Source organism: Variovorax nitratireducens (genome assembly GCF_051216545.1).
Classification (GTDB): domain Bacteria; phylum Pseudomonadota; class Gammaproteobacteria; order Burkholderiales; family Burkholderiaceae_C; genus Variovorax.
Genome location: NZ_JBPJZO010000001.1, coordinates 211,956 through 235,675, shown reverse-complemented (window position 1 = coordinate 235,675; position 23,720 = coordinate 211,956). Strand labels below are relative to the sequence as shown.

Below are 23,720 nucleotides of genomic sequence, written 5' to 3'. Positions count from 1 at the left end.
GGCGCGGCGCGCTCCACATACGGCCGGGCCTGCAGCAGCACCACGCGATCGCCCACCGTGGCCCATTCGATGGCCTGGTCGACACCGTAGAACACGTGTTTGACGGCCGCACCGACACCGGCGAGCCTCCGCACCAGTTCGTCGGTGAGCGCCAGTAGCGCGATCCAGAGGCCGAAACGGTATGTCGTGGCCGCGACTGTATCTCCGGCATTCGGGCAAATCGCCTACATCCGGTGACCTGATCGGATGCAATCTGACAGAACTTTGCACGGCGGCTGCCAGCCGGGCCCGGGGTTCGCGCGTTGAGGGATGACGCACGAACGCCATCGACGAGGCAACCCGAACGACATGACACGCTCCATCCAACACCCCTTCTCTTCCCGCATCGGCCGCTGGCTGGTCGGCCTGACGCTGGTCTGCGTCGGCCTGCAGGCGGCGGCACAGGAAGATCCGCCCGGCCGCGTGGCGCGCCTCAATGCGCAACAGGGCACGGTGAGCTTCTCGCCGGCCGGCGACGACAGCTGGTACGACGCCGTGCCGAACCGGCCCCTGACCACCGGCGACCGGCTCTGGGCCGACCGCAACGCACGCGCTGAGCTGTTCGTCGGATCCGCCGCGCTGCGGCTCGACGGCAACACCGCCATCGAGTTTTCAGAGCTCGACGACCAGACCGTGCGCATCACGGTGCAGCAGGGCAGCGTGCAGTTGCGCGTGCGCGACGACGTGGCGGGCCAGCGCGTCGAACTCGACACCGGCAACCTCGCCTTCGTGATCCAGCAGCCCGGCGACTACCGCGTGCAGGCCGATCCGCAATCCGACCTGACGCACATCATGGTGGCCAGCGGCTCGGGCACGGCCTACGGCGAAAACGGCGAGTCGCTGCCCGTGTCGAACCGCCAGCAGCTGGCCGTGACCGGCCGCGGCCTGGCCCACGCAGGCGCCGTGCCACCCGCGCTGAACGACGGCTTCGAGCGCTGGGTGGCCGAGCGCAACCGCGCCGAAGACGCCTCGGTGTCGGCGCGCTACGTTTCGCGCGAGGTGGTGGGCTACCAGCAGCTCGACAACTTCGGCGACTGGCAGAACGACAGCACCTACGGCCCGGTCTGGTTCCCGCGCAACGTGGAAGCCGACTGGGCGCCCTACAGCGACGGCCATTGGGCCAACATCGCGCCGTGGGGCTGGACCTGGGTCGACAACGCACCGTGGGGCTTCGCGCCCTTTCACTACGGACGCTGGGCACAGGTCGGCCCGCGCTGGGCCTGGGTGCCGGGACGGCAACAGAGCCGGCCCGTTTACTCGCCGGCGCTGGTGGGCTTTATCGGCGGCGGGCCCGGCGGCAGCGCGCAGGTCGCCATCGGCAGCGGCCGCAACGGCGTCGGCTGGTTCCCGCTGGCGCCGGGCGAAGCCTGGCGGCCGGGCTACCGCGCCAGTTCGCGCTATGTGGAGCAGGCCAACCGCATGGCGTTCTTCAACCAGGCGCCGCTGCGCAACAACGGCTACGTCAACCAGCGCCAGCAGGCCGTGACCGTGGTGCCGGCCGACGTGTTCGGCCGCGGCCCGATCGGCCGGCGCGACCGCGTGCGCCTGCCCGACGCTGCATTCAGCGGCGTCGCGGTCGCGAACACGCCGGCGATTCCGCTGCCGCACTTCGCGCCGGGCATCGGCAATGCCCCATCGGGCTTCGTGGGCCGGCCGGCCACTGCGCTGCCGCCCTCGCAATGGCAGCAGCGGCAGCAGGCGCAAGCCGCTTTCCAGCAACAGCAGGCGCCGCGGCAGCAGCGGGAGCTTCAGCTGCAACCCCACCAGCAAATGCCGCAGCGCGGATTCCCGGGCGCGCAGCAACAGCAACAACAACAACAGCAGATTCAGATGCAACAACTGCAGCGGCAAGAGGCGCTGCGCCAGCAGCAGGAACTGCAGCAGCGTGGGGCACAGGGCCAGGCACAGCAGCAAATGCAGTTGCAACAACAACAGCAGCAACAAGCGATGCGCCAGCAGCAGGAGATGCAACAGCGGGCCGCGCAAGCCCAGCAACAGCAACAGATGCAGTTGCAACAGCAAGCCATGCAGCAACGCGCGGCGCAGGCCCAGGCGCAAGCGCAGCAGCAAATGCACCTGGAGCAGCAGCAGCTTCAACAGCAACGCGCCGCGCAGGCCCAGGCGATTCAGCAGGCTCAGCAGCAACAACAGGCCATGCGCCAGCAGCAACAAGCCCAGCAGATGCAGGCGCAACAACAACAACAACAACAACAACAGCAGCAGCAGTTGCAACAGCGCGCCCAACAGCAAATGCAGCAGCAGGCGGCCCAACAGCAGCAACAGCAGCGCGCCATGCAGCAAGCCCCGGGCACGCCGCCGCAGCGCCGCTCTTTCGACGGCAGCAGCGGGCAACCAGTCGACCGCCCCTGAGCATCGGGCTCGGGCACTCCGCAGGCCGGCTAAAGTCGGCAGCGGAGGTTTCCCCGATGCCCACTTTTGACTTCGACCTGTTCGTGATCGGCGGCGGAAGCGGCGGCGTGCGCGCCGCGCGCATGGCCGCTGCGCGGGGTGCCCGCGTGGCGCTGGCCGAGGTGGCCGAGCTTGGCGGCACCTGCGTCAACGTCGGCTGCATTCCCAAGAAGCTCTACAGCTACGCGGCCGGCTATGCCGAGGCGTTCGAGGAGGCAGCGGGCTACGGTTGGCAACTCGGCGAGCCACACTTCGACTGGCAGCACCTCAAGACCCAGCGCGCGAAGGAAATCAAGCGGCTCAACGGCGCTTACCGCGCGTTGCTCGACGGGCCCGGCGTGACCACGCTGCAAGGTTGGGCGGCGCTGGTCGACCCGCACACGGTCGACATCGGCGGCCAGCGGCACCGCGCCAAGCACATCATCGTGGCGACCGGCGGCATGCCCTTCGTGCCAGAGTTCGTCGGCCGCGAGCACGGACTGGTGTCGGACGCGGTATTCGACCTGGAGCCCTTCCCCCGGCGGCTGCTGGTGGTCGGCGGCGGCTACATCGCCTGCGAGTTCGCATCGATCTTCAACGGGCTCGGCGCGAAGGTCACGCAGCTGCAGCGCAAGTCGCACATCCTCAGCGGGTTCGACGAAGACGTGCGCCAGTTTCTGGCGGTCGAGATGCAAAAGGCAGGCGTCGACATCCGTTTCAATGCCGAGATCGCGTCGATCCGACGCGGCGCCGACGGACTCGACGTGATGCTAGAACGCGGCACCCATCTGCAGGCCGACGCCGTGCTGTTCGCCACGGGCCGCGTGGCCAACACGCAAGGCCTGGGCCTCGAGAACGCGGGCGTGGCGCTCGACGACAAGGGCGCGATCGTGGTCGACGCGCATTACCGCAGCTCGGTGCCGTCGATCCATGCGGTCGGCGACGTGTCGACCCGGATGCAGCTGACGCCGGTGGCGCTGGCCGAGGCGATGGTGGTGGTCGACGCACTGTTCCCCGATCCGAAACAGCCCGCGCAGCGCCGTAAGGTCGACTACGAGTTCGTGCCGACGGCCGTATTCACCCACCCCGGCGTCGGCACCTGCGGCTACACCGAGGCCGGGGCGCGGCAGAAGTTCGGCGACATCACCATCTTCTCGAGCGAGTTCAAGGCGCTGCGCCACACGCTGTCGGGCCGCAGCGAGCGCACCTTCATGAAGCTGGTGGTGGAGACCAAGACCGATCGCGTGGTCGGCATCCACATGGTTGGCGCCGATGCCGGCGAGATCGTCCAAGGCTTTGCAGTGGCCATGCGCGCCGGCGCGACCAAGGCCGTGTTCGACAGCACCATCGGCATCCACCCGACCGCGGCCGAGGAGTTCGTGACCATGCGGGTGGCCACCTCGCGCTGAACGGCACAATCCACCATGCCCTACATGCCCCCTTTCGCCCCGCCTGCCAATTACACCAACGCAGCCGAAGCACTCGACCGGGTGCGCACCATCTACGACGAAGGCCTGGCGCATCTGCGCGACGCGATGTTGCGCTTCGTGGCCGGCGAGTCGCTGCCGGGCCGCATGCGGGCCTGCTATCCGTTCGTGCGGGTGCACACGCACACCGTGTCGCGGCAAACGGTGCCGGCCAATGCCGGCCTGAGCTACGGCTTCGTGGCCGGGCCGGGCCGCTACGAAACCACGCTGACCCGGCCCGACCTGTTCAGCCGCTACTACGCCGAGCAGTTTCGGCTGCTGCTGGAAAACCACCAGATCGAACTCGAAGTCGGCACCAGCAGCCAGCCGATTCCGATCCACTTCTCGTTTGCCGAGAACGACCACATCGAAGGCACGATGAGCGCCGACCGCCGCGCACTGATGCGCGACGCGTTCGACCTGCCCGACCTGCATGCAATGGACGACGGCATTGCCAACGGCACGCACGAAGCCCGTCCGGGCGAGGTTCAGCCGCTGGCGCTGTTCACCGCGGCGCGGGTCGACTACTCGCTGCACCGGCTGCGCCACTACACCGGCACCGCGCCCGAGTGGTTCCAGAACTTCGTGCTGTTCACCAACTACCAGTTCTACATCGACGAGTTCGTGCGGCTCGGCCACGAGGCCATGATGGACGAGAACAGCGAGTACATCGCGTTCGTCGAACCCGGCAACGTGGTCACGCGCCGGCGCGGGCTGCCCCCCGGCAAGGCCGGCTTCTTCAGCACGCTGCTCGACGGCAGCCAGGGCACGCCGCCGCCGCGGCTGCCGCAGATGCCGGCCTACCACCTGGTGCGGGAAGACCGCAGCGGCATCACGATGGTGAACATCGGCGTCGGCCCGGCCAATGCCAAGACCATCACCGACCACATCGCGGTGCTGCGCCCGCACGCATGGATGATGCTGGGCCACTGCGCCGGCCTGCGCCCGAGCCAGCAGCTCGGCGACTACGTGCTGGCCCATGCCTACGTGCGCGAAGACCACGTGCTCGACGAAGAGCTGCCGCTGTGGGTGCCGATTCCGGCGCTGTCGGAGATCCAGCTCGCGCTGGAAAAGGCCGTGGCCGACGTCACCGGCTTCCAGGGGCCCGAACTCAAGACCATCATGCGCACCGGCACCGTGGCCAGCACCGACAACCGCAACTGGGAACTGCTGCCAAATAACACGCCGCAGCGCCGCTTCAGCCAGAGCCGCGCGGTCGCGCTCGACATGGAGAGCGCAACCATCGCCGCCAACGGCTTCCGCTTTCGGGTGCCCTACGGCACGCTGCTGTGCGTGAGCGACAAGCCGCTGCACGGCGAGATCAAGCTGCCCGGCATGGCCAACCATTTCTACCGCGAACGCGTCGAGCAGCACCTGCGCATCGGCATGGCGGCGATCGACATCCTGCGCAGCGAGGGCTCGAGCCGGCTCCACAGCCGCAAGCTCAGGAGCTTTGCGGAAGTGGCGTTTCAATAAGGGTCGATGCTGCGCAGGCGTTTCAGCCTGCCAGTGGCTCCAAGCCCGCTTTTATCGGCTTCGCAGCACCTTGGTCAGCGCGCGAAGCGGGCGTGTGAGGCGCCACGAGTTCGATGCATGGACAGCCTCCATCGAAGCGACCAGATTCTCTGCATGAACCCGCAGCGCGCGGATCTCCTCATGCAGAAGGTGCGAATCAGGTGCCGGACCGCCAGCCCCGTGTGCGGCATCCAGCGCGCGATTCAGCATGAGCATCTCGGATCGCATCTGGGTCACTGCGATTGCGAGACGGCGGTTCTCCTCGCGAGCGTCTTCCAGGTCGAGACTTCGCTGCTGCAGTTTCGCCACTTCGGCTTCCAGGCTCTTCGCATACTGCGTTGCTTCGGTGATGGAGGCTTGCAGCCGATCGCTCTGGTCGCGCAGGCTCAGGGCATATTCCTCCGCCTGATTGGCCTTGTCCGCCTGTGCCGCCTGATCCTGCTGCAGTTGACGCACGAACGGATCCGGCTCCATGGCGAGTTCGCCGTAGACGACCGGAAAGTGATTTCCAGTCAGGATGCCGCGCGTGCGCGCATCCATGCAGCACATGGTGAAGGCGCGCCGTGGCGTGGGCGACGGGTTGATGCCGGAGCGATGGATCAACCAGTTGTGGAGAAGCACGGCATGCCCCGAAGGCACTTCGAGCGGCACGGCCATCTCGGGCCGGCAGTGTTTGCTCGCCTGGTCATCCGTCAAGGTGCTGCCGTGCAGGCTCAGCAGTCCGAGGCGGTGTGATGAGCGGATGGCCTCCATGCAACCATTGTCCTGGGTCGCGTCGTCGAGCGCGACCCAGATCGTCACCAGCGGGTCGCGATCGAGCTGCCAGACGGTGCCTCCGTCCTGGTGCCAGGGAAGGTAGGTTCCCTGGCCCGCAGGCTTGTTCATGATCATGGCCCGGAAGATCGAGACCGCGGCATGAGGGCCGTACATCTGCGCGCAGACCTCGCGAAAGAGAGGCCTGTCGATCAGCGATGCAAACAGGTCGTCCGACTCCAGACCCTGGATCTTCCGGTAGAGGTGGGTGCCTTGCTCGAAGCTGCTGACAGCTTCCGGCAGCGCCTCGTAGGCCCCTCCGGTGTCGTGCTGCATCTGTATCGCGGGATTGGAGACCTGCCCCAACGCCAATGCATCGGCGCGTTGCTGCAGCGCGAGAACCTGTTCTGCATCCAGCACGGGGCCAAGGTGCAGATATCCATCGCGCCAGAAGTTCTGCCAGTCGGCATCGGTCAGCATTTTTTTCTCTCTTTCGGGTTGGGGCAGATGCTTCCGCGGGCGGCTTGCCATTGCGCTGCGTGGTGGCGGTTCGGGCATCGGCCGCTCTTGCCGCAGCTGCAGCGCGTCCGATGGTTCCGAGGCGGTATTGTCTTCGCGCACAACGGCCGGCAGGATCTCCGCCAGGCGTTCGGGCGGTAGCACGATCACAGGCTCTTGCCGCATGATCAGGCGGGACAGTTGGCCCCGGCGGCGCTGTTCGTCCTCGTCATTGCGCAGGCCCTGCGCCTGGATCTTTTCGCGCACCGAGGCACGGGCCTCCCACAGCTCCTGCAGTTGCCGCACCAGCCTTCCCTTGCGGACGTTTTCAACACTGCATGAATCGCCCGTGCGATCCGAGTGTTGCAGGGCGCCCAGCAGCTTCGTCCGGGTGTACAGGTCGATCCAGATGCCGAGGCAAGGCACGCCGGCCGCGAGCCCGAAGACGATCGGGTGGTAGCGGGAGCTCACGATCATTTGCGCCTTGGCGGTGAGCTTCGCCACATCGCGCGCCGGCAAGACCGGCAACAGGTGCATGTGCACTGAGCGCATGCGTCGTGCGAGGGCGAGGCCCACGTCCTCATCAGACCAGGGGGCACCCATGGCAGCCGCCGGCCTGGCGTGCGGAATGAACACCAGGCGGCATCCCGTTTGCAGGGCGGTCTGTTCCAGCTGCCCGGCCAATTGGTCGAGCAGCGGGTCCTCTCCGGTCGGGTCGACGAGTGGATGAAAAGTGACGCCGATCCACGGTTCGTTCGCGGGAAAAGGAAGCGGGACGGGATCGATGTCGGCCGCATCCTTCCAGAGCGACGCCGCATCGTCGAGTTGGTACGACATCCTGGAGGGGGGCGCGCCGAGCTCCAGTGCGAGCGCAAAGCTCTTTGCCTCTCTCACGCCGATCCACCAGGCGGCGCGAACGATTTCCGATACCAACTCGCGATGCCGCGGATCCAGCTCCGGGCCGATGGTCTGTCCCAGCAGGACGATTGGCGCGTTGTTGGCGGCCGCCCTGCGGCACAGCGCCACCCGTTCGTAGATGCAATCCGGCCAGTTGCTTCGCAGGTTGCCGCCGCCCGAAATCACCAGGCCGTTCGACTCGTCGACCAGGGACTTGAAGGCCTCGGGTAACTCGCTGGTCCAATGCAGGTGCGAGAGCTTGGCAAGAAGCGCTTCGCGCTCCTCGTGCGATGTGCAGTTGTGGAACCCGAGCCGAGGCATGGCTTCGACGCCGTACGCCTTGGCCGTAAAAGCCGGATCGGCGGATACCGCGTACAGCGTGTCGCGTGCCTCGATGCTGCGAAACAGGCGCAAGTTGCTCTCGAGCATCGCCTCGTCACCGACGTGATAGCTGCCCGCACCACCCACGTCGCCGACAAAAGTCCACCGCATCGGGCGTCTGTCCGGATCGGATCGCACTTCGCCTGGCCGCTCATCCGACATGACGGTTTTCCGACAAGCCGATGGTGGATGAGAGTTCGACGCAGCGGCTGCGCATGCGGTCTCCGCAAGTGTCGGCATCGAATCGATTTTTCAGAAGCACCCGTGCGGCGTTCGCACGGCGCTTTGCTTCGGCCCGGTTGTGGAACACCTGGCGCATCTGCCAGGCCGCATGGTTTTCGTCAGGTTCGGCCCAGACCTGATCCTGGTGGAACGGGTAGTGATTTTCGGGAACCGGTACGAGCTTGAAATCCACAGGCCATCCGGTTTCCGCCGAGACCAACTCCGTTGTAGCTGAATAGTCGGTCGCAATCACTGGCTTGCCGAGCGCCATCGCTTCGGCAACCAGCAGGCCGAGCCCCTCGCTGCGGTGAAGGGATGCGACCGCGTCGCATGAGGCAATCAGCTGCAGTGTCTCGGTTCGGCTCAGGGTCCGTTCGATCAGCGTCACATCCGGGTCGCCGCGCAATGCGTCGCGCAAGGCGCGGCCCTGTTCCGGCACGACTTCCGAATTGAGGGTCTTGAGCACGAGGCTTGCTTTGGGATGTGCCCGACCGCGCCGGAAGGCTTCCTTGTAGGCGCGAACGAGCGCCATGGGGTTCTTGCGTTCGACAAATGAAAGAAAGTCGAAGGAAAAGAAGAACAGAAAGGTGTCGTCCGGGAGTCCGAAGTGAGCCCTGTCGATGGCTGGCGGCAGCTCGAAAGTGAGCGGAAGCGGCATGTGCAGCACGGGCTTGTCGAGCCTGCGCGCAAGCATGGTCTGGATGAAGCGGGTCGGCGCCCAGACTTCATCGACCAGATCGAACGCGGCCAGCCACGGCGCAGGAAAGTGTTCGAGCTCCCAGAACGGCACGATCACGCGGTGGGCGTCCTGACGGATGGCGGCGCCCAGGTGCTCGACAACCGCCGGCAACTGGTCGGCATTCACGTTGAAGATCTGCATCCCTGCCTCAGTGCTGTCATCGAACAGCGACTCGAGCGAGTGGTCCACGGCAGCGGACGGCGAGTTGAGCCGGATCGGAAGACCGCGGGCATCGAACCCTGCATGCCGCAACGCCCGGAGAATCTGGCGGCCCGCCTCGCCGACGCCGAGCGCCAGGCGCAGATAGCCGATCACGGACATGTCCGGGGCCATGCCTTCCCGCTTGACGGGAGGCAAGCGCGGGCTGCGGCCGGACGGAACCTTCGGTCTGCTGCGCAGCGCGACGGGTTCGACAAGACGGCTGTCTTTCAGGAGGGTTCGCGCGTGCTGCACGTACCAGTCCGTGTAGCCGCTGACGCCTTCGCCGCTCCCGAGGTCGAAGGTGCTTCGGAGCCATGGCTCGCGTTCGTGCAGGTAAGCCATCAGGTGCGTAACGTGCCGACGGGCGGGGCCGGAGGATCGCGCGCACGGCAGGTGCAGATATTCCTCGTAGGTCTCGAACGGATCGCCGCCGGACCAGTGGATGTGCCGCTCCCGGAACATCCGGCGCACGATATCGGGCAGCAGCGTGCCGGACGAAAACCGCCCGTAGGCGTAGGTGGCATTCGGCACCCGGCCATGGCCGTTTGCCAGAACCTGGGTTGCATAGCCTTGCATGAGTTCGCGCACCGGGGACGGAAGCTGGGCATCGCAAAACGACTCCGTGTGCTTGGACAGGCGCAGGAGATTGGTCGGATCGATGCCACTGAAATGGAAGAAGCGAAGCGGCGCCCCGTCGACCAGCCAACCGCCCGGAGCACCACCCAGCGTGCGCTGTTGCAGGTTCCAGTACGCGACGTTGTAGGCGGTGTCCCGGAGGATGCGGGCGCCATTCGCAAAGCCCGGCACCAGATCCATGAATTTCTGATCCACGAAGATGCCGCGCTCCGGCTCGTTGACGCACTCGTACTGCAGGCGCCGCGACCACCAGCGCAAGACCCGATCGGCCTCTTCGCCAGCACCGACTCCGAGAAAGCCGAGGTTGTAGGCGCCGGCCCGCATGATGCCGATGTCGTTCGGAAAGGCGGCCTGCTCCGAGGGCTGTGTCAGGTGCGGCGTCAGCACGAAGGAGGCGCCCTCGTCGAGGAGCGCGAACACCCCATCGAGCGGCGCGAACACCTCGATGTCCGGATCCAGGTAGACCACGCTGTCGTGTCCGCGCGCAAGCAGGTGCCGGATCATGAACGGCTTGATGGCCGTGTTGAACTCCATGATGTCGTAGCGAAACGCGAACTCGCGAAAGTCCGGAATGCCCAGCTTTTCGGCAGGCACCACCTCGCATTGCCCAGGGTAGAAGTTCGGTTCGGCAAGCGCCTCGTCAGCCAGGCAAAGGTACAGGCTGGCTTCGGGGTGATGCCGCTTTGCGCTTTCCAGCAACACCCTCGCCATGGGCACGTAGTTGTTGGAGCAGACGGTGAAAATTGCGCGGGAGGAGATTGCCATGTGGAGCGTTGTTGTCTTCAGCGGACGCTCCGGAAACTCTCCCCTACGGTCTCCTGAACCGGAGGAGTTCGCATGGAAAACGGCGCTGAATTCTGTAGATAGTTTCTTGAATGGTTACACAGAACTGTCACAGGCCGAACTGCACGCGAAACGCTTCACAAAAACCGGTCGCCCCGCTGATCGCAAGGCTGAAGGTATGGCGTAGCGTGCCATCGTTTTCCTGCACGACCTGCAGATCACTGTCCCACTCACCCCCCTCTTCCACCGGCCCGCGCCCTCCAGGAAAAGTCGCTTCAGCCCAGGCCAGCACCTGCGCAATCTCGGCCTCCACCGCAGCCGCATGCTGCGGCGCGACCGATGCCATGGCGTCGAACACGCCGGTCTCGTCGGTGCCTTCGCTGTAATCGAAGTCGAGCCAGCGCAGCGGCATCACGGCTGCTTGTTGGCGGCGGCAGCGCGCAGCTTGTCTTTCTTGCTCGGGCGCTTGCCCTTGATGCCGCCGTTGGCGGGCGATTCGATCGCGTGCGGCGCCATAGCCACTTCGACGGGCTCGAAGCCCGCGATGCGTTCGCGCGGCACGCTCAGGCCCTGGCGCTTTTCGATCAGGCGAAAGTGCGCCTCGCTCTCTGCCGGAATGAAGCTCACGGCCAGCCCGCTCTCGCCGGCGCGGCCGGTGCGGCCGATGCGGTGCACGTAGTCGGTGGCGGAACGCGGCAGGTCGTAGTTCACCACCACCGGTAACTGCGCAATGTCGATGCCGCGCGCGGCCAGGTCGGTCGCCACCACCACCTGCACGCGGCTGGCCTTGAAGTCGGCCACCACCTGGGTGCGCTTGCCCTGGCTCAGCAGGCCGTGGAAAGGCTCGGCCTCAATGCCGGCCTTGCGCAGCTTGTCGGCCACGATCTCGGCCGCGTGCTTGGTGGCGACGAAAGCCAGCACGCGCGTCCACTTCTGCTCCTGCACCAGATGGCGCAGCAACTGGGTGCGCCGGCTGGCGTCGACCTCGATGGCGCGCTGCGCGATGTCGGGCTCGGTGGCATCGGTGGATTCGACTTCGATGCGCAGCGGATCGCGCAGCAGCTGCGCGGCCAGCGCCTCGACCGCCGGCACGAAGGTGGCCGAGAAGAACAGGTTCTGCCGCTGCACCGGCAGCAGCGCGAGGATGCGGCCCAGCTCTTCGGCAAAGCCTAGGTCGAGCAGGCGGTCGGCTTCGTCGAGCACCAGAGCGGCCACGTCGCCGATCTTCAGCGCGTTGTGGTCGAGCAGGTCGAGCAGCCGGCCCGGCGTGGCGACCACGATGTCGGCGCCGCCGCGCAAGGCCATCATCTGAGGGTTGACCGAGACGCCGCCGAACAGCACCGCGATCTTGGGGCGTTCGTTCAGGTGTTGCGCCAGGATTCGCAGCGTTTCGCCGACCTGTGCGGCGAGCTCGCGCGTGGGCACCAGCACCAGCGTGTGCACCGCACGGCGCGACCGGTGCCGCGGCGCCTCTGCCCAGCGCTGCAGCAGCGGCAGCGAAAATGCGGCGGTCTTGCCCGAGCCGGTTTGCGCGAGGCCCAGCACGTCCTGCCCGCGCAGCACGGCGGGCACGGCGGCCAGTTGGATGGCGGTCGGCGCAAGGTAGCCCGCGTCGGTGGCGGCGAGTGCGAGGGCCGGCGCGAGGCCGAGCGATGGAAATGGCATGAAGGGCAATGATGACGATGAAGAAATGGGGCGACGGCAGCCGCCTGGTGTATTCCACCGAGACCGGCCGAGTCTGCCCCGATTGCGGCCAGCCGGTGGCGGCCTGCAGCTGCAAACTGAACAAGACCGCCGCGCCCGCGACTGACGGCATTGTGCGGGTGTCGCTGGAAACCAAGGGCCGCAAAGGCAAGGGCGTGACCGTGGTCAAAGGCGTGGCGCTCGATGCGGCGGCGCTCGCGCTGCTCGGCAAGCAACTCAAGGCGAACTGCGGATCGGGCGGCACAACGAAAGACGGCGTGATCGAAATCCAGGGCGACCACCGCGACACCGTGATTGCGGCGCTGCAAAAGCAGGGCATGACGGTCAAGCGCGCGGGAGGCTGAGCACGCGATGAATCCCGAAGACCTCGACAAGCTCGTCTCGATGCCGATGCCCTTCGGCAAGCACAAGGGCACCGTGATCGCCGACCTGCCCGCCAACTACCTCGGCTGGTTCGCGCGCGAGGGCTTTCCCAAGGGCGAGGTCGGTCGCCTGCTGCAACTGATGCACGAGATCGACCACAACGGGCTGAAGGGGCTGCTGGCGCCGCTGCGCCGGCGCTGACACCCTACTTCGGCGCCGGCTCGAAATGCAGCGTGGCCCGCCGCTGTTGCGCCGCGGCCGCGAGCCCGGGCAGGTCGGCGCGCTGGCCGATGAAGGCGATGCGCAGGTACGGCACCTCCACCGGCACCGCACGCAAGGCGCGGATCAGCACCTGGGCGGTGAGCGCGCTGTCGGGGCCGCCGACGGCAAGGTTGAGCGGCTCGCGCGATCCGCGCGCCATCACCTGGGCCAGGTCGGTCACCATTGGCGACGAGGCCGCGGCCAGCGCCACCGTAGCCTCGGGCGACAGCGGCGGGGTGCCGTCGGCAGGCTTGGGCGCGGCCGGCACCCACACGGTCAGCATCTGGTCGCCCATCTGCATTTCGGGGCCGAGCGATTCGTAGGCGAGCTGGCTCACCAGCTCGGGTGTCATCTGCGGCGCGGCGCAGGCCGAGAGCAGTGCAGCGCCCAGCACCATCAGCGTGTTGCGAATCGCGCTCATCGGTAAGCCCCCGGGTAGCGATCGACCGTCAGGCCCTTGAGGTCGATGCCGGGCTTGCGGCCCGAGATCACGTCGGCCATCACGCGGCCGGTGCCGGCGGCCATCGTCCAGCCGAGCGTGCCGTGGCCGGTGGCAAGGTACAGGTTGGGCAGGCGCGTGCCGCCGACCACGGGCGTGCCGTCGGGCGTCATCGGGCGCAGGCCGCACCAGAACTCGGCGCGCTTGACGTCGCCGCCGCGCGGGAAGAGGTCGGTTACCACATGTTCCAACGTGTTGCGGCGCGCGTCGTGCAGCTTCAGGGTGTAGCCGGCCAGCTCGGCCGTGCCGCCGACGCGGATGCGGTCGCCCAGGCGGGTGACGGCAACCTTGTGCGATTCGTCCATCACGGTCGATTCGGGCGCGCCCACGGCATCGGTGATGGGCACGGTGATCGAGTAGCCCTTGACCGGGTAGACCGGAATGCGGATGCCGATCGGCTCGAGCAGCAGCGGCGAATAGCTGCCGAGCGCGACGAGGTAGGCGTCGGCCTTGAGCGTGCCGGAATCGGTGACCACACCGTCGATCTGCTGGCCGGCGAGCTTGAGCCGCTGGATGCGCGTGCCATAGCGGAACTGCACGCCCTGCCGCACCCCCATGGCGGCCAGGCGCTGGGTGAACTTGAAGCAGTCGCCGGTTTCGTCGCCCGGCAGCAGCAGGCCGCCAACGAACTTGTCACGCACCGCCGCGAGCGCGGGCTCGTGGCGGATGCAGCCGTCGCGGTCGAGCAACTCGAAGCCGACGCCGTAGCGCTTCAGGATGGCGATATCGGCCGCGGTGCCGTCGAACTGGGCCTGCGTGCGAAAGAGCTGCAGCGTGCCCTGCATGCGCTGGTCGTACTCGATGCCGGTTTGGGCGCGCAGCTCTTTCAGGCAATCGCGGCTGTACTCGGCGAGGCGCACCATGCGGCCCTTGTTGATTTCGTAGCGCGCTGCGGTGCAGTTGCGCAGCATCGACAGGCCCCAGCGCACCATGCCCAGGTCGAGGTGCGGGCGCACCACCAGGGGCCGGTGCTGCATCAGCAGCCACTTGATCGCCTTGATCGGCACGCCGGGGCCGGCCCAGGGCGCCGAATAGCCCGGCGAGACTTCGCCCGCGTTGCCATAGCTGGTTTCCAGCGCGGCCGCCGGCTGGCGATCGACCACCGTGACCTCGTGGCCCGCCACCGCGAGCTGGTAGGCCGCGGTCACGCCGATCACGCCACTGCCGAGAACAAGAACCTTCATCGCGAACCTCGCAATGCCCTCGCGGGCGCTGCCGGGCAGTGTACGGGCACACTTCAGCGTGATTTCAGCCTAGGCCGAACAACTCCGGCATTTCGCGCTGTGCCTTCGGCGTGAGGCTGAGCGCCCGGCCGTCCAGCGCCTGCCGGGCCCAGCCGCGGCGCAACGCCAGCTGCAGGCAGGTCGCACCGAGTGCGCCGCCCAGGTGCGGCCGGCGCTCGCTCCAGTCCAGGCAGGGGCAAGCGAAGCGGCGTCGCATGGCGCGCGCCGCGGCGACATCGAGCCCCAGGCTCTCGAGCGCGAGCGCGCCCTCGGCCGTGAGCTCGTACGAGCCGCTCGCCAACCCGCTGAGCCAGCCCTGCGCATGCAACTGGTCGTGCAACGCGACGCCGGCCGCGCCGGCCATGTGGTCGTAGCAGGTGCGGGCGGCACGCAGCCGGTTCGGCGTGCTCGGGCGGAACGCGCTGCGCCCCGCGCCGGCAACCACCAGCAGGCCTTCGAGCGCGGCTGCGACATCGCTGCCGCCCAGGCGGAAGTAGCGGTGCTTGCCCTGCGCCACCGACTCGACCAGCTTCTGATCGCGCAGCCGTGCCAAGTGCACGCTGGCGGTCGACGCGGCCACGCCGCCGACGGCGGCCAGTTCGGTCGCGGTGCGGGCGTGGCCGTCCATCAGGCAGCACAACATGCGCGCACGCGCCGGCTCGGCGATGGCCGCGGCGATGCGGGCCAGTTGGTGCTCGGTTTCGTCTTGCAGTTCAGCATCCATGCTTCGATGGTAGACGAAGTGTGCAATGTTCTAAAGCTGCAGAATCGCGCCATGAACCCCGCAGACTTCCCGCCCGACCCGGTCGCTGCCGCCACGCACGCCGACCCCTACCCCTACTACGCCAGCCTGCGCGCCGGCCCACCGCTCGCGCTTCATCCCGTGCTGAAGCTGTGGGTGGCGAGCCGCGCAGACGTGGTCACGCAAGTGCTCGCGCACCCGGCCTTGCGCATGCGGCCACCGGCCGAGCCGGTGCCGCGCGCCATTACAGGCGCACCGGCCGGCGAGGTGTTCGCGCGCCTGGTACGCATGAACGACGGGCCGCTGCATGCCGTGCACCGGCCGGTGCTGCAGCGTGCGCTGGCCGGGCTCGACCTGCAGGCGGCGCAGGCCGATGCGCTGCGGGTGGCGCGGCGGCTGCCACCGATGCCGCTCAACGAGCAGATGTTCGCCATGCCCCTGTGCGCGCTGGCGCATTTGCTCGGCTTCGCGGACGAAGACCAGGCGGGCATCGTGACGGAAGTGCGCGCCTTCGTTGCCTGCCTGTCGCCGTTGTCCACCGCCGCGCAGCTCGCTGCGGCCAGTGCCGCGGCGTCGGCATTGCGCGCACGCTTCGGTGCGTTGCTGGCATCCGGGCGCGCGCGCCCCGACAGCCTGCTTGCGGCCGTGCACGCGCAAGCCCGCGCAAGCGGCGAAACCGACGCCGACACGCTGCTCGCCAACCTGGTCGGCCTGTTCTCGCAAACCTGCGACGGCACCGCCGGGCTGATCGGCCAGGGCGTGGTGGCGTTGGCGCGCGAACCCGGTCTGCAAGACGCATTGCGGGCCCGCCCCGACGGCTTCGCGCTGCTGGCGCAGGAGGCCGCGCGGCACGATGCGTCGGTGCAGAACACGCGCCGCTTTGTGGCCGAGCCATGCAGCGTGGCCGGCGTCGATCTGCAGGCGGGCGAGGCAATCCTGCTGGTGCTGGCGGCCGCGAACCGCGATGCCGCACTGAACCCCGCGCCCGACGCGTTCCGGCTCGACCGGGCCGAGCGGCGCACGCTGGGCTTCGGGCATGGCGCGCATGGCTGCCCGGGCCAGGCACTGGCGCTGGTGCTGGCGGCTGCGGGCTTGCAGGTGCTGGACGAACAGGGGCTCGACACGGTGGCCATCGCGCGCACCGGCTGGGGCTATCACGCGTCGGTCAACGGGCGCATGCCCCGGTTCGGCTAGCGCCAACGCAATGGCAGCGCGTCGCGAAGACGCTGCATCTGCGTCACCCGCATCTGCAGCAGGCGCTGTGCGCCGTCGAAGGCGGCCAGCGCTGCACTGTCTTCTTCGATCCGCACCTCGACCGCGAGGTACAGCAGGTCGCCGCGCACCGGGTCGATAAAGACCAGCCCGGCGCGCGGGTTCAGCAGCAGGTTGCCGAGCGTGTTGAAGAAAAAGTTGCCGATGAAGTCGGGCACGGTGAGCGAGTGCGCGTCGTCCACGCGCACGAAGCCCGCCGGGCCGCCGCGGTGCGACACGTCGACACCCTGCGCACGCACCTTGTCCTGCGCAGCCGACGCGGGGTGTGCAGTCGCGATGAAGAACGTGTCGGCCTGCGCGATGAAGCGCATGGCCTCGGCATCGAGCGCGTCCGAACGCTCCATCAGCGCTGCCGCCGGCCTCGCCCGCGGCGCGAACTCGGCCTTTCGCGGCTGGATGTACTTGGGGCAGTTGCCGAAACTCTGCGTCACGTGCACCGAGAAGCCCGCGGCATCGACCCGGCCGACCACGCCGTTGACCCGGTTGCGGCGGCGCGTATGCGGCTCGATGCCGAGCAGGCCGATGGCTGCGCCGGGCACCAGCCCGGTCTGCACCGGATCGGGCGCGAACGGCAGCGCCGCGATGTCGAGCCGCGTGTCGTCCGGCGACTGCACGAATCCCGGCGGCGCCGCCAGCACCGAGGCCCAGGGCTGGCCCTGTGCGTCGACCAGGCCCAGCACGAGAAACGGCAGGTGCTCGAAGAAGCTGCGGTGCTGATCCGGCATGTGCGAACGGATCACGCGCGGCCCCAACTCCGCCAGCCGATCGCGCAGGCCGGCGCGCGCCTGCATGCGCTGCTCGCCCTCGTGGAACGCCGCCGCTGTGACGGCGGTCATGCGGCCACCAGCCCGATCGCCGAGCGAGGCATCGGCACGAAGCCGGGCAGCGCCTCGATGCGCGCCAGCCAGCCGCGCAGCCGCGGGTAGTCGTCGAGCGACACATTGCCCTCGGGTGCGTGGGCCACGTAGCTGTAGTTGGCAATGTCGGCCAGCGTCGCGCCGGGCCCGGCCAGGTAGCCGGTGGCGGCAAGCTCGGCTTCCATCACCTTCAGCAGGTTGTGCGAACGCGCGATCAGCTCGGCGGGGTCGGCCTTCAGGCCGAACAGCTGGATCACGCGCGCCGCCGCGGGGCCGCCTGCCAGCGGGCCGGCCGCGGCCGACAGCCAGCGCTGCACCCGCGCGGCGCCGATCGGGTCGCGCGGCAGCCAGCGCGCCGGGTCAGGCGCATAGCGTTCGTTGAGGTACACCAGGATCGCGTTGGAGTCGGCCAGCGTGACGTCGCCGTCCTCGATCACCGGCACCTGGCCGAAGGCATTGCGCTGCAGGAATTCAGGCGTGCGCTGGGCACGTTGGGTCAGGTCGATCTCGATCGCCTCGAACGGCAGGCCGAGCAGCGACAGGAACAGCGCGACCCGGTGCGAGTGGCCGGAGAGTGCGAAGCTGTAGAAGCGAATGGGTCGAGTGGGGGTCATCGTGGGGCTCTCCGTGAAGTGATGCCTTCATTCTTCTTTCTTTCGCACGCCGGAGGAATCATGCTGAACGCACAGGACTGCTGCGATTTCCGGTTTAATCTGCCCATGGATCGCCTCAAAGCCATGCAGACCTTCGTGCAGATCGCCGACCAGGGCAGCCTCACCGGTGCGGCCCGCGCGCTCGACAGCTCCTTGCCCGCCGTGGTGCGCTCGCTCGCCGCGCTCGAGGCGCACCTGGGCGTGCGGCTGTTCCACCGCACCACGCGCCGCAATGCGCTGACCGAGGAGGGCCGCCACTACTTGCAGAGCGCACGCGACGTGCTGGCCGCGGCCGACGCGGCCGACTTCGCGCTCAAGGCCGAATCGCGCGAACTCGCAGGCCAGCTCACCATTACCGCGCCGGTGCTGTTCGGCCACATGTACGTGGCGCCGGCCATCACGCGCTTCATGCAGCGCCACGACAAGGTGCGCTGCACCGTGCTGCTGCACGACCGCAAGGTCGACCTGCTGGAGGAAGGCGTCGACGTGGGCATCCGCATCAGCCCGCTGGACGACTCGTCGATGGTGGCGCAACAACTGGGCACCATCCGCAGCCTGGTGGTGGCGAGCCCGGACTTTCTGCGCCGCAACGGCGAGCCGCGCCATCCGCGCGACCTGGCGCATGCGCCCTGCGTGCGCGGGCGCGTCGACGGGCCCTCGCAATGGACTTTCCATGAAGGCACGCGGGTGCATACCGTGCCGGTCGATGGCCGCCTCGCCTTCAACCACATTGCGCCGGCCATCGAGGCCTGCGCCGCCGGCATGGGCTATGGCCGCTTCTTCTCGTACCAGGTGCTGCCGCACATCGCACAGGGCCGGCTGCAGATCGTGCTGCCCGACTTCGAATCGCCCTCGCGGCCGGTGAGCGTGATCTACCCGCATGCGCGCCTGATGCCGGCACGCACCCGCGCCTTCGTCGACTGGATGAAGCAGGAGTTCAGCGGGTTCGCACTTTGAGAGTCGGCGGCCCGCGTGAATGACAATGCCCCGGTGACCTCCCCCTCGCTTTTTCAGGCATCGAATCTCAGCAAGCGCTACGGCGACACCACCGTGGTCGACAACCTGTCGTTCGAGATCGCGCCCGGGGAGTGCCTGGGCGTGATCGGCCCGAACGGCGCCGGCAAGACCACCACCATCCGCATGTGCCTCGGCCTGACGATGCCCGATGCGGGCCGGATCGCCTACCGCAACGGCGGCGCGCAAGAGTTGCAGATGCCGCGCGATGCGCTGGCCATCAAGGCGCAGCTCGGCGTGGTGACGCAGTTCGACACGCTCGACCCCGATTTCAGCTGCGCCGAGAACCTCGTGGTGTACGGCCGCTACTTCGGTTTCTCCAAGTCGCAGATCCTGCCGCGCGTGCCGAAGCTGTTGGAGTTTGCCGCGCTCTCGCACAAGGCCGATGCCAAGCCGGGCGAGTTGTCGGGCGGCATGCGGCGCCGGTTGTCGCTGGCACGCGCGCTGGTGAACGACCCCAGGCTGCTGCTGCTCGACGAGCCCACCACCGGCCTCGATCCGCAGGCGCGGCACCTGATGTGGGAGCGCCTGCAACTGCTGCTGCAACAGGGCAAGTCGATCCTTTTGACCACGCACTTCATGGACGAGGCCGAGCGGCTGTGCTCGCGCCTTATCGTGCTCGACCACGGTCGCAAGATCGCCGAAGGCAAGCCGCGCGACCTGATCGCGGCGCACCTCGAACCCTACGTGGTCGAGGTCTACGGCAACGGCGCGCTCGCCCTGGCGGAGCGGCCCGAACTGAAGGCACTGGCCGCACGCGTCGAAGTGAGCGGCGAGACCGTGTTCTTCTACACGCAGGATGCGCGCGGGCTGTTGCAGGCATTGGCATCGCACCCGGGCCTGCGCACCTTCCACCGCCCGGCCAACCTGGAAGACCTGTTCCTCAAACTCACGGGGAGGCAGATTCGTGAAGACGGTTAGGGGCGTGGCTCGCCCCCAGTCTGCGCGCACTTCGTGTCGCTTCGCCAACCCCCTTCCGGGGGCAATACCAGCGGCCGGGCAAAGCCCGTTCCGCGGTATTCACCGAATGAAATGACTTCCGCAACACCGTCAATCTGGCGGCCGCCATCACTTTCGATGCGCTGGTGGCCGGTGTTCCTGCGCAACCTGCTGGTGTGGCGCAAGCTCGCGATCCCGAGCCTGATCGGCAACATCGCCGAGCCCCTGATCTGGCTCGTGGCCTTCGGCTACGGCATGGGCGCGCTGGTCGGGCAGGTCGAGGTGAACGGCACCAAGGTGCCCTACATCCTGTTTCTGGCGAGCGGCTCGATCTGCATGAGCGCGATGAACGCCGCGAGCTTCGAGGCGCTGTATTCCGCTTTCTCGCGCATGCATGTGCAGAAGACCTGGGACGGCATCATGAACGCGCCGGTCGGCCTCGACGACGTGGTGCTGGCCGAGATGCTGTGGGCGGCGTTCAAGGCCATCTTCACCGTGACGGCGATCCTGTTCGTGATGCTGGCGCTCGGCATCAGCCACAGCCCGAAACTGTTCGTTGCCTGGGCCGTGCTGGTCGGCTCCGGCATCACGTTTTCGTCGATCGCGCTGATCTTCAACGCGCTGGCCAAGGGCTACGATTTCTTCACCTACTACTTCACGCTGTTCATGACGCCGATGATGTTTCTGAGCGGCGTGTTCTTCCCGCTCGAGCAGCTGCCCGGCGTGGTGCGCGCCGTGGCCGCCTGGCTGCCGCTCACCAATGCGGTGGCACTGGTACGGCCACTGTTCATGGATCAGTGGCCGGCTGACTGGGTGCGCCCTGCGGTGGTGCTGGTGGTGTACGCGGTGGTGGCGTTCTGGGTGGCGCTGGCGCTCACGCGCAAGCGGTTCCGGACCTGAACCCGCCGCACCGGGGCACGGTGTCCCGCGCGCGACCTGCCGCGGGCCGGGGCTCTTAGACTGCCGCCCGCGACCCCCTCAAAAAGAAGGAGACAGACATGCACGCAATCTTCATCCAAAGCGCCCTGCTCGCAGCCGCACTCGCGCTCGGTGCCTGCACCACCACCACCACCACCACCGCGCCCCAGGCGCGCGCCACCCGGCCTGCGGGCTGGGGCGCTCCCGAGGCGCTGGTCGCGCCCTCGGCCTTCAACGGCATCCACGGGCTGGCGGTCGACCAGAGCGGCCGCCTGCTGGCTGGCTCGGTGGTCGGCAACACGCTTTGGGAGGTGAACCGCCAGACCGGTGCCGCGCGCGTGCTGGTCGAAGGCCCCGAGGGCCAGGCCGACGACATCGCGGTCGGGCCCAAGGGCGAGCTCGCCTGGACCAACTACCTGATGGGCATGCTGCGCTACCGCGAGAACGACAGCGCACCGCTGCGCGTGCTCGCCAAGGATCTGCCCGGCCTCAACTCGGTCGACTTCGACCGCCGCAACGGCAAGCTCTATGCGTCGCAGGTGTTCCTGGGCGATGCGCTGTGGGAGATCGACCGCGCGGGCCAGCAGCCGCCGCGCCTGATCAAGAAGGACTTGGGCGGCTTCAACGGCTTCGAGGTCGGGCCCGACGGCATGCTCTACGGCCCGCTGTGGTTCAAGGGCCAGGTGGTGAAGATCAACCCGGCCGACGGCAACCTCACGGTGATCGCCGATGGCTTCAAGATCCCGGCCGCCGCCAACCTCGACGGCAAGGGCAACCTGTGGGTGGTCGACACGCGCAGCGGCGAACTGGTTCGGGTCGACCTGGCGACCGGCCGCAAGACCGTGGCGAAGCAGCTCACGCCCTCGATCGACAACCTCGCGATCGCGCCCGACGGAACGATCTACGTGTCGAACATGGCCAACAACCAGATCGACGCCTTCGATCCCCCGACCGGCACGCTGCGCACGCTCACCAGCGGCAAGCTCGCGGTGCCGGCGGGCCTGAAGATCGACGGCAACGACCTGTGGGTGGCCGACATCTTCGGCTTCCGCCAGGTCGATGTGCGCACGGGAGCTGTGCGCGACGTGTTCCGCATGCAGCGCGACCCGGAGCTCGACTACCCATTTTCGGTCGGCCTGTCGGCCACGCGCTTTGCGCTGACCTCGTGGTTCACCGGCACGGTACAGCTGGTGGATCGGAAGACGCTGAAGACGGTGGAAACCATCCATGGCCTGAAGGCGCCCTTCGACGCGATCCCGATGGCCGACGGCAGCGTGATCTATGCCGAGATCGCCACCGGCAGCATCACGCAGGCGAGCGGGCCCAAGTTCGGCGACAAGCGCGTGATCGCCGCCGGCCTGGCCGGCCCGGTGCAGATGGTGCTGGGCCGCGATGGCGCGCTCTACGTGACCGAGGCGGCCGGCAGGCTGCTGCGGATTCCGCTCGATGCGAGCGCACCGCTGCGCGCCATCGCCGAAGGCCTGGCGCTGCCGGAGGGCCTGGCGCAGACGCCCTGGGGCAGCTTTGTCGTGGCCGAGAGCGCGGCGCGGCGTCTGGTCGAGATCAACCCCGCCGACGGCAGCCGCCGCACAGTGGCCGAGAACCTGCCGATCGGCCTGCCCGGTGGCCCCGGCATGCCGCCGCCCTACGTGCCGACCGGCGTGGCGGTCGGCAGCGACGGCACCATCTACATGAGCGCCGACCGCAACAACGCGCTGTACCGGATCCGTCCGCAACGCTGACGCGCGGGGCGCTGCGCAAGGCCATTGCAACCACCGTATAAAGACGCCCATGACCGACCTCTCCCACTACCCAATCACGGCCAAATGGCCCGCCCAGCACCCCGATCGCCTGCAGCTCTATTCGTTGCCCACGCCCAATGGCGTGAAGGTGTCGATCCTGCTGGAGGAAACCGGCCTGCCCTACGAGCCGCACTTGGTCGACTTCGGCAGCCACGACCAGATGTCGCCGGCCTTCCTGTCGCTCAACCCGAACAACAAGATTCCGGCCATCGTCGATCCGGACGGGCCGGGCGGAGAGCCGCTGGGGCTGTTCGAGTCCGGCGCGATCCTGCTGTACCTGGCCGACAAGACCGGCAGGTTCGTTCCGAAGGACGCCGCCGGGCGCTACGAAACCATCCAGTGGCTCATGTGGCAGATGGGCGGCATCGGCCCGATGTTCGGGCAGCTCGGCTTCTTCAACAAGTTCGCCGGCAAGGACTACGAAGACAAGCGCCCGCGCGATCGCTACGTGGCCGAGGCGAAGCGCCTGCTCGGCGTGCTCGACGGCCGGCTGGCGGGCCGCCAGTGGATCATGGGCGACGAGTACACCATCGCCGACATCGCCACCTTTCCGTGGGTGCGCAACCTGATCGGCTTTTATGAAGCCGGTGAACTGGTCGGCTTCCAGGACTTTCCGAACGTGGCGCGCGTGCTGGCTGCTTTCGTGGCGCGGCCGGCGGTGGCGAAGGGGTTGACGATTCCGGCCAGGGGCTGAGATCGGATTGCTTTCAGGGCGGGATCAGGGCGGCGGGGCACGCTGCTCCGCGAATGTCCCCCGGGCTTCGCCCTCCTCCTTTATTTCGCTGCGCAGCGTGCCCCACCGCCCTGATCCTGGAAGCGGCGTGACTGTTCGCGCTGAACACACAGAGCGTGCCCTGGCCGATGGTGGTGGGTGGCCCCTGCAGCGAAATAAAGGAGGAGCCGAAGGCGGGGGACATTCGCGGAAGGGGCCACTCGCCGCCAGCGGCCTACCCCG

The 23,720-nt window shown here is 67.9% G+C and carries 20 protein-coding genes; 11 read left to right on the top strand and 9 right to left on the bottom strand.

Annotated features, from left to right (window positions below; translation table 11 throughout):
* The first annotated feature begins 348 nt into the window (after positions 1-348).
* From ACSFA8_RS01150 to ACSFA8_RS01140, 3 genes are read left to right on the top strand one after another with little or no spacing between them, the layout of a single operon-like run.
* Positions 349-2,409 (top strand): DUF6600 domain-containing protein, encoded by a 2,061-nt coding sequence (locus ACSFA8_RS01150; RefSeq protein WP_435477689.1) that lies wholly within the window; start codon positions 349-351, stop codon positions 2,407-2,409.
* Between the two features lie 56 nt (positions 2,410-2,465).
* Complete coding sequence (gorA, locus tag ACSFA8_RS01145) at positions 2,466-3,836, top strand: glutathione-disulfide reductase (RefSeq protein WP_435477688.1); 1,371 nt, start codon at positions 2,466-2,468, stop codon at positions 3,834-3,836.
* Positions 3,837-3,851: 15 nt separating this feature from the next.
* The gene (locus ACSFA8_RS01140; protein ID WP_435477687.1) at positions 3,852-5,369 is read left to right on the top strand and encodes an AMP nucleosidase; all 1,518 of its coding nucleotides are present in this window, start codon (positions 3,852-3,854) and stop codon (positions 5,367-5,369) included.
* A 51-nt stretch (positions 5,370-5,420) separates the two neighbouring features.
* Here ACSFA8_RS01140 and ACSFA8_RS01135 read toward each other — a convergent pair whose 3' ends face one another.
* The 4 genes from ACSFA8_RS01135 to ACSFA8_RS01120 form a co-directional block, all read right to left on the bottom strand.
* A complete protein-coding gene (locus ACSFA8_RS01135; RefSeq protein WP_435477686.1) occupies positions 5,421-8,177 on the bottom strand; it encodes a phytanoyl-CoA dioxygenase family protein in 2,757 nt (918 codons plus the stop codon).
* A complete protein-coding gene (locus ACSFA8_RS01130) occupies positions 8,089-10,176 on the bottom strand; it encodes a glycosyltransferase (protein ID WP_435477685.1) in 2,088 nt (695 codons plus the stop codon). Before ACSFA8_RS01130 ends, ACSFA8_RS01135 begins: the two co-directional genes overlap by 89 nt.
* Before the next feature lie 451 nt (positions 10,177-10,627).
* Positions 10,628-10,930, bottom strand: coding sequence for a hypothetical protein (locus ACSFA8_RS01125; RefSeq protein ID WP_435477684.1), 303 nt, complete (start codon positions 10,928-10,930; stop codon positions 10,628-10,630).
* A complete protein-coding gene (locus ACSFA8_RS01120; protein ID WP_435477683.1) occupies positions 10,930-12,183 on the bottom strand; it encodes a DEAD/DEAH box helicase in 1,254 nt (417 codons plus the stop codon). Before ACSFA8_RS01120 ends, ACSFA8_RS01125 begins: the two co-directional genes overlap by 1 nt.
* A 17-nt stretch (positions 12,184-12,200) precedes the next feature.
* Between ACSFA8_RS01120 and ACSFA8_RS01115 the strand changes: the two genes are divergently transcribed.
* Together ACSFA8_RS01115 and ACSFA8_RS01110 are read left to right on the top strand one after the other, a co-directional pair.
* Positions 12,201-12,566: a translation initiation factor Sui1 gene (locus ACSFA8_RS01115; RefSeq protein ID WP_435478431.1), complete on the top strand. Its 366-nt coding sequence runs from the start codon at positions 12,201-12,203 to the stop codon at positions 12,564-12,566.
* A gap of 7 nt (positions 12,567-12,573) precedes the next feature.
* Complete coding sequence (locus ACSFA8_RS01110) at positions 12,574-12,786, top strand: DUF3820 family protein (RefSeq protein ID WP_435477682.1); 213 nt, start codon at positions 12,574-12,576, stop codon at positions 12,784-12,786.
* A gap of 4 nt (positions 12,787-12,790) precedes the next feature.
* On the opposite strand, the gene ACSFA8_RS01105 is transcribed toward ACSFA8_RS01110, so the two are convergent.
* The 3 genes from ACSFA8_RS01105 to ACSFA8_RS01095 form a co-directional block, all read right to left on the bottom strand.
* Positions 12,791-13,267, bottom strand: a complete 477-nt coding sequence (locus ACSFA8_RS01105; RefSeq protein WP_435477681.1) for a hypothetical protein — start codon at positions 13,265-13,267, stop codon at positions 12,791-12,793.
* Positions 13,264-14,529: a D-amino acid dehydrogenase gene (locus ACSFA8_RS01100; protein WP_435477680.1), complete on the bottom strand. Its 1,266-nt coding sequence runs from the start codon at positions 14,527-14,529 to the stop codon at positions 13,264-13,266. The genes ACSFA8_RS01105 and ACSFA8_RS01100 overlap by 4 nt, the downstream gene beginning before the upstream one ends.
* A 64-nt stretch (positions 14,530-14,593) precedes the next feature.
* Entirely contained in the window at positions 14,594-15,292 is a 699-nt protein-coding gene (locus ACSFA8_RS01095) for an ArsR/SmtB family transcription factor (protein WP_435477679.1), read from the bottom strand.
* 51 nt (positions 15,293-15,343) lie between these two features.
* On the opposite strand from ACSFA8_RS01095, the gene ACSFA8_RS01090 reads away from it, so the two are divergent.
* Positions 15,344-16,504: a cytochrome P450 gene (locus ACSFA8_RS01090; RefSeq protein ID WP_435477678.1), complete on the top strand. Its 1,161-nt coding sequence runs from the start codon at positions 15,344-15,346 to the stop codon at positions 16,502-16,504.
* On the opposite strand, the gene ACSFA8_RS01085 is transcribed toward ACSFA8_RS01090, so the two are convergent.
* Together ACSFA8_RS01085 and ACSFA8_RS01080 are read right to left on the bottom strand one after the other, a co-directional pair.
* The gene (locus ACSFA8_RS01085; RefSeq protein WP_435477677.1) at positions 16,501-17,418 is read right to left on the bottom strand and encodes a flavin-nucleotide-binding protein; all 918 of its coding nucleotides are present in this window, start codon (positions 17,416-17,418) and stop codon (positions 16,501-16,503) included. The two genes, ACSFA8_RS01090 and ACSFA8_RS01085, sit on opposite strands and share 4 nt — an antisense overlap.
* Complete coding sequence (locus ACSFA8_RS01080; protein WP_435477676.1) at positions 17,415-18,053, bottom strand: glutathione S-transferase family protein; 639 nt, start codon at positions 18,051-18,053, stop codon at positions 17,415-17,417. Before ACSFA8_RS01080 ends, ACSFA8_RS01085 begins: the two co-directional genes overlap by 4 nt.
* Before the next feature lie 105 nt (positions 18,054-18,158).
* On the opposite strand from ACSFA8_RS01080, the gene ACSFA8_RS01075 reads away from it, so the two are divergent.
* From ACSFA8_RS01075 to ACSFA8_RS01055, 5 genes are all read left to right on the top strand, one after another.
* Positions 18,159-19,049 carry a LysR family transcriptional regulator gene (locus ACSFA8_RS01075; protein ID WP_286623403.1) on the top strand — a complete coding sequence of 297 codons (891 nt, stop codon included), beginning with the start codon at positions 18,159-18,161 and terminating at the stop codon, positions 19,047-19,049.
* Between the two features lie 33 nt (positions 19,050-19,082).
* Complete coding sequence (locus ACSFA8_RS01070) at positions 19,083-20,027, top strand: ATP-binding cassette domain-containing protein (protein ID WP_435477675.1); 945 nt, start codon at positions 19,083-19,085, stop codon at positions 20,025-20,027.
* A gap of 111 nt (positions 20,028-20,138) precedes the next feature.
* Complete coding sequence (locus tag ACSFA8_RS01065; RefSeq protein ID WP_435477674.1) at positions 20,139-20,945, top strand: ABC transporter permease; 807 nt, start codon at positions 20,139-20,141, stop codon at positions 20,943-20,945.
* Positions 20,946-21,043: 98 nt separating this feature from the next.
* On the top strand, positions 21,044-22,705 hold the full coding sequence (locus ACSFA8_RS01060; RefSeq protein ID WP_435477673.1) for a Vgb family protein: 1,662 nt from the start codon (positions 21,044-21,046) through the stop codon (positions 22,703-22,705).
* Positions 22,706-22,754: 49 nt separating this feature from the next.
* Positions 22,755-23,459 (top strand): glutathione S-transferase N-terminal domain-containing protein, encoded by a 705-nt coding sequence (locus ACSFA8_RS01055; protein ID WP_435477672.1) that lies wholly within the window; start codon positions 22,755-22,757, stop codon positions 23,457-23,459.
* The last annotated feature ends 261 nt before the right edge of the window (positions 23,460-23,720 follow it).

Coding starts and splice junctions, on each gene's coding strand:
- ACSFA8_RS01150 (WP_435477689.1), top strand. CDS start 349: ATGACACGCTCCATCCAACACCCCTTCTCTTCCCGCATCGGCCGCTGG.
- gorA (WP_435477688.1), top strand. CDS start 2,466: ATGCCCACTTTTGACTTCGACCTGTTCGTGATCGGCGGCGGAAGCGGC.
- ACSFA8_RS01140 (WP_435477687.1), top strand. CDS start 3,852: ATGCCCTACATGCCCCCTTTCGCCCCGCCTGCCAATTACACCAACGCA.
- ACSFA8_RS01135 (WP_435477686.1), bottom strand. CDS start 8,177: ATGCCGACACTTGCGGAGACCGCATGCGCAGCCGCTGCGTCGAACTCT.
- ACSFA8_RS01125 (WP_435477684.1), bottom strand. CDS start 10,930: ATGCCGCTGCGCTGGCTCGACTTCGATTACAGCGAAGGCACCGACGAG.
- ACSFA8_RS01120 (WP_435477683.1), bottom strand. CDS start 12,183: ATGCCATTTCCATCGCTCGGCCTCGCGCCGGCCCTCGCACTCGCCGCC.
- ACSFA8_RS01115 (WP_435478431.1), top strand. CDS start 12,201: ATGAAGAAATGGGGCGACGGCAGCCGCCTGGTGTATTCCACCGAGACC.
- ACSFA8_RS01110 (WP_435477682.1), top strand. CDS start 12,574: ATGAATCCCGAAGACCTCGACAAGCTCGTCTCGATGCCGATGCCCTTC.
- ACSFA8_RS01105 (WP_435477681.1), bottom strand. CDS start 13,267: ATGAGCGCGATTCGCAACACGCTGATGGTGCTGGGCGCTGCACTGCTC.
- ACSFA8_RS01100 (WP_435477680.1), bottom strand. CDS start 14,529: ATGAAGGTTCTTGTTCTCGGCAGTGGCGTGATCGGCGTGACCGCGGCC.
- ACSFA8_RS01095 (WP_435477679.1), bottom strand. CDS start 15,292: ATGGATGCTGAACTGCAAGACGAAACCGAGCACCAACTGGCCCGCATC.
- ACSFA8_RS01090 (WP_435477678.1), top strand. CDS start 15,344: ATGAACCCCGCAGACTTCCCGCCCGACCCGGTCGCTGCCGCCACGCAC.
- ACSFA8_RS01085 (WP_435477677.1), bottom strand. CDS start 17,418: ATGACCGCCGTCACAGCGGCGGCGTTCCACGAGGGCGAGCAGCGCATG.
- ACSFA8_RS01080 (WP_435477676.1), bottom strand. CDS start 18,053: ATGACCCCCACTCGACCCATTCGCTTCTACAGCTTCGCACTCTCCGGC.
- ACSFA8_RS01075 (WP_286623403.1), top strand. CDS start 18,159: ATGGATCGCCTCAAAGCCATGCAGACCTTCGTGCAGATCGCCGACCAG.
- ACSFA8_RS01065 (WP_435477674.1), top strand. CDS start 20,139: ATGACTTCCGCAACACCGTCAATCTGGCGGCCGCCATCACTTTCGATG.
- ACSFA8_RS01060 (WP_435477673.1), top strand. CDS start 21,044: ATGCACGCAATCTTCATCCAAAGCGCCCTGCTCGCAGCCGCACTCGCG.
- ACSFA8_RS01055 (WP_435477672.1), top strand. CDS start 22,755: ATGACCGACCTCTCCCACTACCCAATCACGGCCAAATGGCCCGCCCAG.